The sequence below is a fragment of the Streptomyces sp. SS8 genome (genome assembly GCF_054072955.1).
Genome location: NZ_JBSVCZ010000003.1, coordinates 92,905 through 106,271, shown reverse-complemented (window position 1 = coordinate 106,271; position 13,367 = coordinate 92,905). Strand labels below are relative to the sequence as shown.

Genomic DNA, 13,367 nt, shown 5'->3' with positions numbered 1-13,367 from the left:
GTTCCTGCCGGTGGAGGAGACAACCGACCATGGCCTCGGTCACGTACGACAACGCCACCCGGATCTACCCGGGTACCGACAAGCCCGCCGTCGACAAGCTGAACATCGAGATCGAGGACGGCGAGTTCCTCGTCCTCGTCGGCCCCTCCGGCTGCGGCAAGTCCACCTCCCTGCGCATGCTCGCGGGCCTGGAGGACGTCAACGGCGGCGCCATCCGCATCGGTGACCGGGACGTCACCCACCTTCCGCCGAAGGACCGGGACATCGCCATGGTGTTCCAGAACTACGCGCTCTACCCGCACATGACCGTCGCCCAGAACATGGGCTTCGCGCTGAAGATCGCGGGCGTGCCGAAGGACCAGATCCGCGCCAAGGTCGAGGACGCCGCGAAGATCCTGGACCTGACCCCCTACCTGGACCGCAAGCCCAAGGCGCTCTCGGGTGGTCAGCGGCAGCGTGTGGCGATGGGCCGCGCGATCGTCCGCGAGCCGCAGGTGTTCCTCATGGACGAGCCGCTGTCGAACCTCGACGCCAAGCTCCGCGTCCAGACCCGCACCCAGATCGCCAGCCTCCAGCGCCGCCTGGGCATCACCACCGTCTACGTCACCCACGACCAGACCGAGGCCCTGACCATGGGCGACCGGGTGGCCGTGCTCAAGGACGGCCTGCTCCAGCAGATCGACTCGCCGCGCAACATGTACGACAGGCCGGCCAACCTCTTCGTCGCGGGCTTCATCGGCTCCCCGGCGATGAACCTGGTCGAGGTGCCGATCACCGACGGCGGCGTGAAGTTCGGCAACAGCGTCGTGCCGGTCGAGCGCGACGCCGTCGACGAGGCCGCCCGCAAGGGCGACAAGACCGTCACGGTCGGTATCCGCCCCGAGCACCTGGACACCACGGCCGAGGGCAGCGACGCCGGTCTGGCCGTCACCGTCAACGTCGTCGAGGAGCTGGGCGCCGACGGATACGTCTACGGCACCGCCCAGGTCGGCGGCGAGGCGAAGGACCTGGTGGTCCGCGTCGGCGGCCGCGAGGTGCCGGAGAAGGGCGCGGTCATCCACGTGGTGCCGCGCGCCGGCGAGACCCACGTGTTCTCCACCTCCACCGGTGAGCGCCTGAGCGACTGACCGTCCGGGCGACCGGTCGGCCATCGGCCGGCCGCGTCCTCCACACGGCCGACACGGGGCCCGTACGTCCGCGCGCAGCGGACCGTACGGGCCCCTCGGCCGTTCCCGGCCGTCTCCGGCGGAATCGCGGGGCCTCCCGGCCCGGGGCCCGCGTCAACACGGGAACGTCCCCGCACCTGGGACTACGGGTTTCTCCGTCACCCGTGAGAGTGACCGAATGTCGCCAAATCACCACTCCTCGCTACCATCGCAGACGCCCCGCAACGGGCCCCCGACACCGTCCCTCGCGAGGAAGACTCCACAGTGAATCAGGCAGCGCGCCGCATCGGCCGATCTCTCGCCCTCGTCCTCCCGGTCGTCCTGGTCCTGTCCGGGACCCTCGCCGTCACCGCCGTTCCCTGGGCGCCGCGGTCGGGGACGCAGATGCTGACCGCCTCCGCCGAGCAGGCGGCGGCCCCTCGCGACAGGCCCCGCGCCCCGCACGAGGTGGTGCGCGACCGGCTCGTCGCCGAGCTCCAGCGGGAGAATCCGGGCGTGGCCCTGACGGGCCTGCAGAAGGAGATCGCCCGCCGGCCGTCGCTGGCGCGGCACTGCACCTCCATCGCCCGCGCGCTGGGCCGGGCCGCGGTCGAGAAGTACGGCCCCGCGCGCGCCCACGCCTACTCCCGGCCGGTGTGCGACACCTCCTTCGCCGCGGGCGTCGCCGACGCCCGCTGACCGGCGCGGCCCCGGGCACCGCTGCCCCGGGCACATGGGGGCCGTTTCGCCGTACACCCCCACACCCCGCTTCTCCGGCGTTCCTCGCACCTCCGGCTCCCGCGCGTGACCGCGCGGGACGACGGGTGCCGGAGGGGCAGGGGAGGAGTGCGCATATCGTCACCGCATGACACTCGACGACCAGCTAGCGCACACGTATCCGACCCAGGCCGTGGTCCTGGCCGGCGGCCAGGGATCGCGACTGCGTCCGTATACGGACGACCGCCCCAAGCCGATGGTCGAGATCCCCGGCACGGGCACCCCCATCATCGGCCACCAGCTCGCCTGGCTGGCCGCCGAGGGCGTCACCGACGCCGTGGTCTCCTGCGGGCATCTCGCCGAGGTGCTCCAGGAGTGGCTGGACGGCGCCGACCTGCCGCTGCGGGTGACGACGGTCGTCGAGACCGAGCCCCTCGGCCGCGGCGGCGGCCTGAAGTACGCCGCCGCCTCCCTCCCCCGCCCCGGCGAGCCGTGGTACGCCACCAACGGGGACATCTGGACGCGTTTCCCGCTGCGGGAGATGGCGGAGTTCCACGCCGAGCGCGACGCGACCGCGACTCTCGCGCTGGCCCGCCCGCGCATCCCCTGGGGCGCCGTGGAGACCGACGAGTTCGGCCACGTCCTGGACTTCATCGAGGCCCCGCCCTCGCCGTATCTGATCAACGCGGGCGTCTACGTCTTCTCCGCGCCCTTCACGGCGCTGCTGCCCGACCGTGGTGACCACGAGCGGACCACCTTCCCCCGGCTGGCGCGCGAACGCGCCCTGGCGGGATTCCAGATCCCGCAGGGCGCGTACTGGCGGGCCATCGACACCGCCAAGGACCTCAGCGAGGCCGCCAGGGAGCTCGCGGGCCACGGCCGTTCCCACCGGTAGCCCGGTCCGGGCACAACCCGGTGCACGGGGCCCCAAAGGTGCGGCCGTGGCCCGCGCGGGTGGTGCGCGGATCGCGCCCGGCGGGACCGCTCGGCGGTCCCGCCCCGCGGCCCCGCTCAGCCCAGCAGGCCGCCCAGCGCACCGCCGCCGCTGCCGCCACCGTCGCCGGAGCCGGCTCCGCCGTCGTCCGTGTCGTCGTCCTCGCCGCCGCCCGTACCGCCCGCGTCACCGGTTTCCCCACCGCCGCCCGGGCCTCCGGGGCCGGTCGGGGTGCCCGGCTCGGGTGCGGGCGGGGCGGCGGGCTGCCGCGGCGCCTCCACCGTCTGCCCCTGGCTCGGTGTGCCCGGCCGCTCCCCGGTGCCGGTGCTGCCCGCGCTCGGGGCGGAGTCCCCGGCGCCGGAGGTGGACGGGCTCGGCGACGAGCCGTCCTCCGCCTCCGGCACTCCGGCTCCCGTGCCCGAGGTGGACGGGCTCGGACCGCCGGTGGACCGCTGCGGCAGCGGCGAGCCCGGCTGGTTGTTCGTCAGCGGCTCGCCCGGCCGCGGCACGGTGGCCAGTTGCGCCGAGCGCACCGCGCTGCCCAGCACCGAGCCGACCAGCAGCGTCAGGCCGAGCACCACCGCGGCGACGGCCGTGCCGCGCCGCAGCACGCGCCGCCGCAGTTCCCACACCTCCACGCGCGGGCCCAGCCGCCGCCAGGCCTCGCCCGCCAGGCGCGCGTCCAGCGAGTAGTACGGCGCTCCCGCGATGACCAGCGGGCTCCAGGCGGCCAGGTAGATGAAGTCCGGGGCGTCGTACACCGGGACCGTGCGCCAGCTCACCGTCAGGATCAGGGCCGCCGACAGCAGCGCGCCCAGCCCCGCGGCGGCCCGCTGCCACAGCCCCATGAAGGTCAGCACACCGATGATGATCTGGAGGAAGGCCACGGTGAGCCCGGCTCCGACGGGGTGGGCGAGCGCGAAGTCGCGCAGCGGGGCGGCGACGGCCCACGGCTGGAGGGAGCCGAGCCAGGCCACCAGGGAGCCGCGCTCGTCGCCGTCGAAGTAGACCGGGTCGCAGAGCTTGCCCATCCCGGCGTAGACGGAGACGAAGCCGAGGAGGGTCCGCAGGGGCAGCAGCACGACGCCGAGGTTGATGCGGCGGTCGGGGTAGAAGCCGTGCCGGGCGCGGCGGGCCTCCTCGCGCGGGCTCTCCTCCCCGTAGCCGTCGTAGTCGTCATGGCCGTCGTGGCCGTCGTAGCCCTCCGGCTCGTCGTCGTAGGCGGCGTAGCCGTCGTACCCGTCCTCGTACCCGCCGTCCCGGTCGTGGGCGTCGGGCTCGTACGGCTCGAAGGGGTGGATGGGGGCGCCCGGCGCGCCGTACGCGCCCCCGGCCGGGCGCACACCCGCCGACAGCGGACGCTCGGGCGGCCGGGGCGCGCGGGGGGCGATGATCGTGGGACCGCGGTCGCCGAGGGTGTCGTCGAGGGCGGGGATCACCGTGGTGCGCGGGCCGCCGTCCGGGCCCGGCGCGGGGCGCGGCACCACGCGCGGCAGCACCTGTGTGGCGGCGTTGCCCGTCTTCTCCCCGCCGTTCCCTTCCATCGCGGCGCTCGCGCGGCGTACCGCCTGGAGCAGCCGGGTGGCCCGTACGTCACCGGGCTCCGTACGGCCGCTCCACACCACGGGCGCGGCGCGCCGCCCGGCGGCCGGGCGGCGGACCGGGACGGCGCCGCGCACCGCCGGTGGCACGGCGGCCCCGGTCAGCACGCGGCCGCGGGGCGGCGGCGAGGCGAGCCGCACCCGGAAGCTGGCGTGGTTGACGACGACCTCGGCCGGGTCGCTGGGCACCTTGACCGTGCTCAGCACCGGCTCGTCGTCGAAGAAACCGCGGGGTGTTCTGGTGTCCACACTCATCTAACCGAGTGACGGACGCATAGGACACTGCCTTGACGGCCCCGATCTGTCGGGGGTCCGTCAAAGCCCGGACGGAGGCGGGGTCACCCCCTGCGGCGGCGGGCGGCCTCGTAGAGGGCGACACCCGCGGCGACACCGGCGTTGAGGGACTCGGCGCCACCCGGCATCGGGATGCGCACCCGCATGTCGCAGGTCTCGCCGACCAGCCGGGACAGGCCCTTGCCCTCACTGCCGACCACGATCACCAGCGGGCCGTCCAGCGCGGCCACGTCCTGGATCTCGGCCTCGCCGTCGGCCGCCAGGCCGACCACGAACAGACCCTCCTTCTGGTACGCCTCCAGGGCGCGGGTGAGGTTGGTGGCCCGCGCGACCGGGGTGCGGGCGGCGGTGCCGGCCGACGTCTTCCAGGCGCCCGCGGTCATGCCGGCCGCGCGGCGCTCGGGGACGACCACGCCGTGGCCGCCGAAGGCGGCGACGGAGCGGACCACCGCGCCCAGGTTGCGCGGGTCGGTGACGCCGTCGAGCGCGACGATCAGCGGGTCCTCGCCGTCGTCGTACGCGGCCGCGGACAGGTCCTCGGGGTGGGCGTACTCGTACGGCGGGATCTGGAGGACCAGGCCCTGGTGGTTGAGGCCGTTCGTCATCCGGTCCAGCTCGGGGCGCGGGGCCTCCATCAGGTGGATTCCGCCGCGGTCGGCGGCGAGCTTGAGGGCCTCGCGCACGCGCTCGTCGTTGTCGATGAACTGCTGCACGTACAGCGTGCTCGCGGGCACGCCCTCGCGCAGCGCCTCGACCACCGGGTTGCGGCCGACGACCAGTTCGGAGGTGCCCTTGCCGCCGCGCCGGGCCGCGGGGCGGCGGGCGGACTGGCGGGCCTTGGCGTTGGCCATGCGGTTCTTGACGTGGCCCTTGCGCATCTCGGCGGGCGGCGTGGGGCCCTTGCCCTCAAGGCCGCGGCGCCGCTTGCCGCCACTGCCGACCTGCGCGCCCTTCTTGTTGGACGTGCGGCGGTTGGGGCGCTGGCTGTTCCCGGCCATCGGGATCACTCATCTCTTCTTGCTGCTCGGTGGAGCTCGGTAGAACTCGGTGGAACGGGTGGTCGGTCGGGTTCGGTGCGGTGGGGCGCGCGGGCTCAGCGGGCGTCGCGCGAGCCCAGTTCCCAGCGCGGTCCGGACGGGGTGTCCTCGATGACCAGGCCGGAGCGCTGGAGCTGGTCGCGGATGGCGTCGGCGGTCGCGTAGTCCTTGCGGGCCCGCGCCGCCTGACGCTGCTCCAGGACCAGCCCGACCAGGGCGTCCACCACTCCGGCCAGCTCCTCGCCGCGCCCGGTGGAGTCGCCCCCGGCCCAGTGCGCGTCGAGCGGGTCGAGGCCGAGCACGTCCAGCATCGCCCGGACACCGGCCAGCGCGCCGGCCACCGCGTCCTTGTCGTTCTCCGCCAGGGCCGCGTTGCCCTGCCGGACGGTGGTGTGGACGACGGCGAGCGCCTGCGGGACGCCGAAGTCGTCGTCCATGGCCGCCGCGAACTCCTCGGGCACCTCGGCGGCCGGCTCCACGGATCCGGCCAGCTCCACGGCCCGCTGGACGAAGCCCTCGATCCGGCCGAAGGCGGCCTCGGCCTCGCGCAGGGCGTCCTCGCTGTACTCGATCATCGAGCGGTAGTGCGGGGTGCCCAGGTAGTAGCGGAGCACGATGGGCCGCCACCGCTGGACCATCTCGGAGACCAGCACCGAGTTGCCCAGCGACTTGCTCATCTTCTCGCCGCTCATCGTCACCCAGGCGTTGTGCAGCCAGTGGGCGGCGAAGTCGTCGCCGTACGCCTTCGACTGGGCGATCTCGTTCTCGTGGTGCGGGAAGACGAGGTCGACGCCGCCACCGTGGATGTCGAAGGCGCGGCCCAGGTACTTGTGGGCCATCGCCGAGCACTCCAGGTGCCAGCCGGGGCGGCCGGGGCCCCAGGGGGTCTCCCAGCTCGGCTCGCCGGGCCTGGCGGCCTTCCACATCGCGAAGTCGCGGGGGTCGCGCTTGCCCGTCTCGCCCTCGCCCGAAGGCTGGCGCAGGTCGTCCAGGTCCTGGTTGGACAGGGAGAGGTAGCCGGGGAAGGAGCGCACGTCGAAGTAGACGTTGCCGTCGGCGGCGTAGGCGTGGCCGCGGTCGATGAGCTCGCGCATCATCCGGATCATCTCGGGGATGTGACCGGTGGCGCGCGGCTCGTAGGTGGGCGGCAGGCAGCCCAGCGCGGTGTAGGCGTCGTCGAAGGCGCGCTCGTTGGCGTAGCCGATCGCCCACCAGGGGCGGCCCTGCTGCGCGGACTTGGCGATGATCTTGTCGTCGATGTCCGTGACGTTGCGGACGAACGTCACGTCGTAGCCGCGGTGGGTGAACCAGCGGCGCATGATGTCGAAGTTCAGCCCCGACCGGATGTGACCGATGTGCGGGGCCGCCTGCACGGTCGCGCCGCACAGGTAGATCGAGACGCGGCCCGGTGCGAGCGGGGTGAAGTCACGGATCTGCCGGGTGCTGGTGTCGTACAGGCGAAGAGTCACGAGTCAAGGGTAGTCGGAAACGCAAGAGGGGCGGTGCGGACCGGGCGGGAACCGGTCGCGGGCCGGGCACGGGTCAGGCGCGGCGCACGACCAGCGCCGTGGCGACGGCCGCCAGTCCCTCGGCGCGGCCGGTCAGGCCCAGGCCGTCGGTGGTGGTGCCGGAGACGGACACGGGCGCGCCGGCCGCCTCCGACAGCGCCTTCTGCGCCTCCGCGCGGCGCTTGCCGATCTTGGGCCGTACGCCGATCACCTGGATCGCCACATTGCCGATCTCGAAGCCCCCGGCGCGGACGATCCGGGCGGCCTCCGCCAGCAGCACGGTGCCCGCGGCGCCGGACCACTCGGGGCGGCCGGTGCCGAAGTGGGCGCCCAGGTCGCCCAGTCCGGCCGCCGAGAAGAGGGCGTCGCAGGCGGCGTGCGCGGCGACGTCGCCGTCGGAGTGCCCGGCCAGGCCGTGCGTCTCCCCCTCCCACAGCAGGCCGGCGCACCACAGTTCGCGGCCCTCCTCGAAGGCGTGCACGTCCGTGCCGACGCCTACCAGCGGCAGGGCGGGGGGAAGCGCGGGCTCAGAAGCCATCGGTCACCCTCCTGCGGGCGAGTACGGCCTCGGCGAGCACGAGGTCCAGGGGGCGGGTGACCTTGAAGGCCTCCTCGTGGCCGGGCACCAGCACCACGGGCACGCCCAGCCGCTCGACCAGCCCGGCGTCGTCGGTGGCGCCCTCGCCCTCGCGCGGGGCGTCCGCGTGCGCCTTGGCGAGGGTGGTGCGGTCGAAGCCCTGGGGTGTCTGCACGGCGCGCAGCAGGGACCGCTCGGGGGTGGCCACGACCGGCTCGGGCTCCCCGGCGGGTGTGCCGGGCTCGATCCGCTTGACGGTGTCGGCCACGGGCAGTGCGGGAACGACCGCCGGCGCCCCGGCCCGCACGGCGGCGACCACGGCCTCCACCGTCTCCACCGGGACCAGCGGGCGGGCGGCGTCGTGGACGAGGACGGTGTCGACGTCGCCGGGCAGCGCCGCGAGCCCGCGGGCGACCGACTCCTGCCGGGTGCCGCCGCCGGTGACGACGATCACTTCGGTGTCCCCGGCGGACTGGGGCAGGGGGTGCTCGTCCAGGAGCGTGCGGACGGCCGCGGCTCCGTCGGGCGGCGCCACGACGACCACGAGCGAGACCGTGCGGGCGCGGGCGACCGCGCGGACCGCGTGGACGAGCATCGGGGTGCCGCCGAGCGGCCGCAGCGCCTTGGGGGCGCCGCGGCCGAGCCGTACGCCGCGGCCCGCGGCGGGGATGACCGCCGCGGTGCGCGGGGACGGCGCGCCGTCGGTCGCTTCTGCGTACCTGGTTTCGTCTGGCATTGGTCGCCCGTTCAGGTTTGTTTCCTCGGCGGAGGTGGGTATGGCACTCAGCGTGCCGGGCGCGAAGCCCCGACCGGACCCTTCCGTGACGACCGGTCGAGCAGCCGCCCGGGCCCGGCACTCTCCGCACCGGACGGTGCGGCATCGAGTATCGCGGGCGGCCCGTACGACCCCTTACAACCGCATCCCGGCAGCCCCGCGCGCCCGGGGGATCCGAGTGGGTCCCCGTGCGCGCTCCACCGACATGGCTGCGACATGCCGCAGCGCTGCGACACACCACAGCGCCCGGCGACGGCTCGCGCCGTCACCCGGGCACCGCGGCGATCTCCGCGTCCTCACGTCCGCCGGCCGGTCACCGGCCGGCGCCGCGCCGTGCGTCGTTGTCGTGTCCCGCCGACGGATGGCGGCGGGCGGCGGGCTTCCGCCGCAGGGGCCGCCGGCTCGCTCGGGGCCGGCGCCGTCCGGGTCAGGACGCCAGGACCTCGTCCAGCAGCGTCTCGGCCTTGTCCTCGTTGGTGTTCTCCGCGAGAGCCAGCTCGCTCACCAGGATCTGGCGGGCCTTGGCGAGCATCCGCTTCTCACCGGCGGAGAGTCCGCGCTCACGCTCCCGGCGCCACAGGTCGCGCACGACCTCGGCGACCTTGATGACATCGCCGGAGGCGAGCTTCTCCAGATTCGCCTTGTACCGGCGGGACCAGTTGGTCGGCTCCTCGGCGTAGGGCGCGCGGAGCACCTCGAAGACCCGGTCGAGGCCGTCCTGGCCGACCACGTCACGCACGCCGACGAGCTCCGCGTTTTCCGCCGGGACACGCACCTCCAGGTCGCCCTGGGCAACCTTCAGAACCAAGTAGGTCTTGTCCACGCCTTTGATCTGGCGAGTTTCGATAGCCTCGATCAGCGCGGCCCCGTGATGGGGATAGACCACGGTGTCGCCAACCTTGAACGTCATGTGACAGGTACCCCTTCCGTGGCTATCCAGGGTAACACGGGAACGCCCTCTTCTGAATGGCGTTTTCGCAGGTCAGGGCATATCTCGGGGCTTGACAACAACGCCCGGATCGTGCTGCGCGGCCCCCCGGAGGGCAGGAATCCGCAGGTCGGAGGGGGTCTGAACGGGGCGGGAATCGCACACGGAAGCGCCCTTCGGAGCTTGACCGAAACACCTGTACGTCCGTTTTGTCGGTATCGTTGATCCGGCCGAACGGCCGGAAGCGAATTGATCAGCGCACGGGCGAACGGCCCCGGGGATGTTTTCCGGCGAACTTCCCCCGCCTCCTTCACCGGCACTTCCCCGGAATGCTCGTAATCGTTCGTACGGACGTGCAGTCGATATTCCGCGGAAGGCGCCCGCCGGCCTCCGCCCCTCCCCCGGCCTCGCGCGCAAACCCCGTACGCCGCGCCCCCGCGCGCACCGCCCGGGATCCCTCACGCGCGCGCCGGGGTGCGGCACTCGGACGCCTGTGGGGCGGGTCGGGTGCGGGGGCGTTTCACGGGGTCGGTACTCTGAGCCCGCCGACAGACCCATCCATCCCGCAAGGAGTTGCCGCCGCCGTGAGCAGCAGCCTTCGACGCGGCGCCCTCGCCGCCAGCTCTCTCGCGCTCTCGATCGCGTCCCTGACCGCCTGCGGGGCCGGGCCGAACGCGCAGAGCCTGAACATCAACCCCGACAACGCCTCGGCCCAGGTCGACGAGATCGAGGTCCAGAACGTCAACGTCGTCACCTCCGAGGAGGGCTCCGGCCCCGCCTCCGTCTCGGCGCGCATCTTCAACGGCGGCACCGAGGACGAGACGCTGGAGTCCATCACGGTGGACGGTCAGCGCGTGGAGCTGAGCCCGGCCGAGGGCGAGCAGGAGCTGACCGTCCCCGCGGGCGGCTCCCTGGCGCTCGGCGGCGAGGGCAACGCGTCCGCGATCATCGACGACCCCGGACAGGCCGGCATCGAGGCCGGGAACGCCCAGCCGCTGGTCTTCGAGCTCAGCTCGACCGGCCGGGTGGAGCTGCGCGCCACCGTCGTCCCGGCCGAGGGCACCTGGAAGGACTTCGGACCCAGCGGCGCCCCGGCGCCCACGGAGTCCGGCCTGCCCGACCCGGGCGCCTCCCCGACCGAGACCCCGGGCGCGCCCGAGGAGGACGACGCGGGCGCCGAGGACGAGGGCGCCAACGACAGCGGCGACGACGGCACCCAGGGCGAGATCGGGAACTCCCAGGAGGACGGCGGCGAGGGCATCGGGGGCCAGTGACCCCCGTCCCCGGCCGGCGCGCGAGCGCCGGCCGGGGGCACGGACGCGGGTGGGGGCCGCTCCTGATCGGGGAGCGGCCCCCACCCGCGTCGTACCGTGCCTCGGACGCCGCCGCACCGGATCCCGGGCGCGGCGGCGTCCGGCACGGCCCGTCATGGGCCGGTAACGGGCCCGTCACGGCTCGAACTTGTAGCCCAGCCCCCGCACCGTCACCAGGTAGCGGGGCGCGCTCGGGTCCGGTTCGATCTTGGCACGCAGCCGCTTGACGTGCACGTCCAGGGTCTTGGTGTCACCCACGTAGTCGGCGCCCCACACCCGGTCGATGAGCTGCATACGGGTCAGCACGCGCCCGGCGTTGCGCAGCAGCATCTCCAGCAGGTCGAACTCCTTCAGCGGCAGATCGACCTTGGCTCCGGAGACCGTCACCACGTGCCGGTCCACGTCCATCCGCACCGGGCCGGCCTCCAGCGCCTGCGGGGCGGCCTCCTCCGGCTCGCCGCGCCGCCGCAGCACGGCCCGGATCCGGGCCACCAGCTCGCGGGAGGAGAAGGGCTTGGTCACGTAGTCGTCGGCCCCTATCTCCAGGCCGACGACCTTGTCGATCTCGCTGTCCTTGGCGGTCACCATGATGACCGGCACGTTCGAGCGGCCGCGCAGCTGCCGGCACACCTCGGTGCCGGGCAGCCCCGGCAGCATCAGGTCGAGCAGCACCAGATCGGCGCCGTTGCGCTCGAACTCCTCCAGCCCGTCCGGGCCGGTGGCCGCGATGGCCACCTCGAAGCCTTCCTTGCGCAGCATGTACGACAGTGCGTCGCTGAACGATTCCTCGTCCTCGACGACGAGCACTCGGGTCACGGGAGGACCTCCGGGGCGGGATCAGGGTGGTGATCGATGGGGTCGTGGGGGGTTCTGCGGGTCCCGCGGGGAAGTCCGCGGGACGTGGTGGGGGTCCGGTGAGAGGCCCCGTACGGGGGTACGGGGCCGGGGCCGTCGCCCGCGCCGTACGGGCCGCCGGACGCGGGGCCGTCGGGGGTGCCGGGGGTGCCGGGGGTGCCGGGGGCTCCGGGGCCTGCCGGGTCGCTCGCGCCGTCCGGGTCCGGGCCGGCTCCGCGCACGTCGCCGTAGTCCCCGGTTCCCCGCCCGGCGCCCTCGTCGTTCTCCTCGCCGGCGCCGTCATCGCCGTCGTCAGCGTCGTCGTCGCCGAAGTCCGCCGGCTCCCGCAGCGCGCCCGCGGCGCGCTCCCTCTCCAGCCTCCGGGCTTCGGCGCGCTCGCGCGCGCTGGCCGCCTCCGGCAGGCGCAGGGTGAAGGTGGAGCCCTGGCCCTCCGCGCTCCACACCGTGACCTCCCCGCCGTGCGAGGCGGCCACGTGCTTGACGATGGCCAGGCCCAGGCCGGTGCCGCCGGTGGCCCGGGAGCGGGCCGGGTCGACGCGGTAGAACCGCTCGAAGATCCGGTCCTTGTCCTTGTCCGAGATGCCGATGCCCTGGTCGGTCACCGCGATCTCGATCATGTCCCCGCCCGGGGCGGCGACCCGGCGTCCGGCGATGCCCACCCGGGTGCGGGCCGGGGAGTAGTTCACGGCGTTCTCCACCAGGTTGCCCAGGGCCGCCGCGAGCTGGCCGCGGTTGCCCCACACGTGCAGGTCGGCGGTGCCGCCGGTGGCCATGGTGATCTGCTTCACGCCCGCCGCCTGGCGGCAGCGGTCTATGGCCTCGGCCACCAGCTCGTCCACCCGGACCGGTTCGGAGTCCTCCAGCGGATTGTCGTTCTGCACCCGGGAGAGGTCGATCAGCTCCTGGACGAGGTTGGTCAGACGGGTCGCCTCGGTCTGCATGCGCCCGGCGAAGCGCTCCACCGCCTCCGGGTCGTCGGAGGCGTCCATCACGGCCTCCGACAGCAGCGACAGCGCGCCGACCGGGGTCTTCAGCTCGTGGCTGACGTTCGCCACGAAGTCGCGCCGCACCGCCTCGATACGGCGGGCCTCGGTCAGGTCCTCGACCAGCAGCAGCACCAGCCGGGAGCCCAGGGGCGCCACCCGCGCGGAGACCGCCAGCACCTCGCCGCGGCCCGTGCCCCGGCGCGGCAGGTCCAGCTCCACCTGGCGGATCTCGCCGTCGCGGCGGGTGTCGCGGGCCATCTTGAGCATCGGCTCCACCGTGAGCTTCCCGCCGCGCACCAGCCCGAGGGCGTACGCGGCGGAGCTGGCCTTGACGACGGCGTCGGCCTCGTCGAGCACCACGGCGGAGGAGCGCAGCACCGACAGCACGGTGTCCACTCCGGGCGGCAGCACGGCCTCGGTGTGCAGCGAGCTGCGCGTGGGACGGGTCTGCTCGCGCTCGCTCCAGCGGAACGCGAGCATCGCGAACACGCCGGTGCACACCCCGGCGATCGCTGCCGCTGCGGCGACCGCCGCGTTCACGTCCATGTGTCCAGGTTATGCGGGCCCCGGAACACCGCCCCAGCCGTTCGGGCACCTGCTCGAACAGACGTCTCCGAGAGTTCACGCCGGTGTCGGCGCCGGTTCACTTGGTCGGGCGGAACCGGACGTGTTTCGGACAGAACGTGGGAGCGTAGGG

Annotated in this window: 12 protein-coding genes; 4 read left to right on the top strand and 8 right to left on the bottom strand. The window is 74.0% G+C overall.

The window, feature by feature from the left end; translation table 11 throughout:
- Positions 1-29 precede the first annotated feature (29 nt).
- The 3 genes from ACW69E_RS04400 (at position 30) to ACW69E_RS04390 (ending at position 2,757) form a co-directional block, all read left to right on the top strand.
- Entirely contained in the window at positions 30-1,127 is a 1,098-nt protein-coding gene (locus ACW69E_RS04400) for an ABC transporter ATP-binding protein (RefSeq protein ID WP_457496840.1), read from the top strand.
- A 303-nt stretch (positions 1,128-1,430) separates the two neighbouring features.
- Positions 1,431-1,844 (top strand): hypothetical protein, encoded by a 414-nt coding sequence (locus ACW69E_RS04395; protein WP_457496839.1) that lies wholly within the window; start codon positions 1,431-1,433, stop codon positions 1,842-1,844.
- A 166-nt stretch (positions 1,845-2,010) separates the two neighbouring features.
- Positions 2,011-2,757, top strand: a complete 747-nt coding sequence (locus ACW69E_RS04390; protein ID WP_457496838.1) for a nucleotidyltransferase family protein — start codon at positions 2,011-2,013, stop codon at positions 2,755-2,757.
- 116 nt (positions 2,758-2,873) lie between these two features.
- Here ACW69E_RS04390 and ACW69E_RS04385 read toward each other — a convergent pair whose 3' ends face one another.
- The 6 genes from ACW69E_RS04385 to ACW69E_RS04360 all read right to left on the bottom strand — a co-directional run bounded on the left by ACW69E_RS04385 (position 2,874) and on the right by ACW69E_RS04360 (position 9,498).
- Positions 2,874-4,652 (bottom strand): DoxX family protein, encoded by a 1,779-nt coding sequence (locus ACW69E_RS04385; protein WP_457496837.1) that lies wholly within the window; start codon positions 4,650-4,652, stop codon positions 2,874-2,876.
- 83 nt (positions 4,653-4,735) lie between these two features.
- Positions 4,736-5,689 (bottom strand): 23S rRNA (guanosine(2251)-2'-O)-methyltransferase RlmB, encoded by a 954-nt coding sequence (rlmB, locus tag ACW69E_RS04380; RefSeq protein ID WP_457496836.1) that lies wholly within the window; start codon positions 5,687-5,689, stop codon positions 4,736-4,738.
- Positions 5,690-5,784: 95 nt separating this feature from the next.
- The gene (cysS, locus tag ACW69E_RS04375) at positions 5,785-7,197 is read right to left on the bottom strand and encodes a cysteine--tRNA ligase (protein WP_457496835.1); all 1,413 of its coding nucleotides are present in this window, start codon (positions 7,195-7,197) and stop codon (positions 5,785-5,787) included.
- 73 nt (positions 7,198-7,270) lie between these two features.
- Positions 7,271-7,774: a 2-C-methyl-D-erythritol 2,4-cyclodiphosphate synthase gene (ispF, locus tag ACW69E_RS04370; RefSeq protein ID WP_457496834.1), complete on the bottom strand. Its 504-nt coding sequence runs from the start codon at positions 7,772-7,774 to the stop codon at positions 7,271-7,273.
- Positions 7,764-8,549 (bottom strand): 2-C-methyl-D-erythritol 4-phosphate cytidylyltransferase, encoded by a 786-nt coding sequence (gene ispD, locus ACW69E_RS04365; protein WP_457496833.1) that lies wholly within the window; start codon positions 8,547-8,549, stop codon positions 7,764-7,766. Before ispD ends, ispF begins: the two co-directional genes overlap by 11 nt.
- 466 nt (positions 8,550-9,015) lie before the next feature.
- Complete coding sequence (locus ACW69E_RS04360; RefSeq protein ID WP_093658831.1) at positions 9,016-9,498, bottom strand: CarD family transcriptional regulator; 483 nt, start codon at positions 9,496-9,498, stop codon at positions 9,016-9,018.
- 602 nt (positions 9,499-10,100) lie between these two features.
- Between ACW69E_RS04360 and ACW69E_RS04355 the strand changes: the two genes are divergently transcribed.
- Entirely contained in the window at positions 10,101-10,790 is a 690-nt protein-coding gene (locus tag ACW69E_RS04355) for a DUF461 domain-containing protein (protein ID WP_457496832.1), read from the top strand.
- 174 nt (positions 10,791-10,964) lie between these two features.
- Here the strand turns inward: ACW69E_RS04355 and ACW69E_RS04350 are convergent, their stop codons facing one another.
- Positions 10,965-11,645 (bottom strand): response regulator transcription factor, encoded by a 681-nt coding sequence (locus ACW69E_RS04350; RefSeq protein ID WP_093658825.1) that lies wholly within the window; start codon positions 11,643-11,645, stop codon positions 10,965-10,967.
- Entirely contained in the window at positions 11,642-13,216 is a 1,575-nt protein-coding gene (locus ACW69E_RS04345) for a sensor histidine kinase (RefSeq protein ID WP_457496831.1), read from the bottom strand. The genes ACW69E_RS04350 and ACW69E_RS04345 overlap by 4 nt, the downstream gene beginning before the upstream one ends.
- Positions 13,217-13,367: the final 151 nt, after the last annotated feature.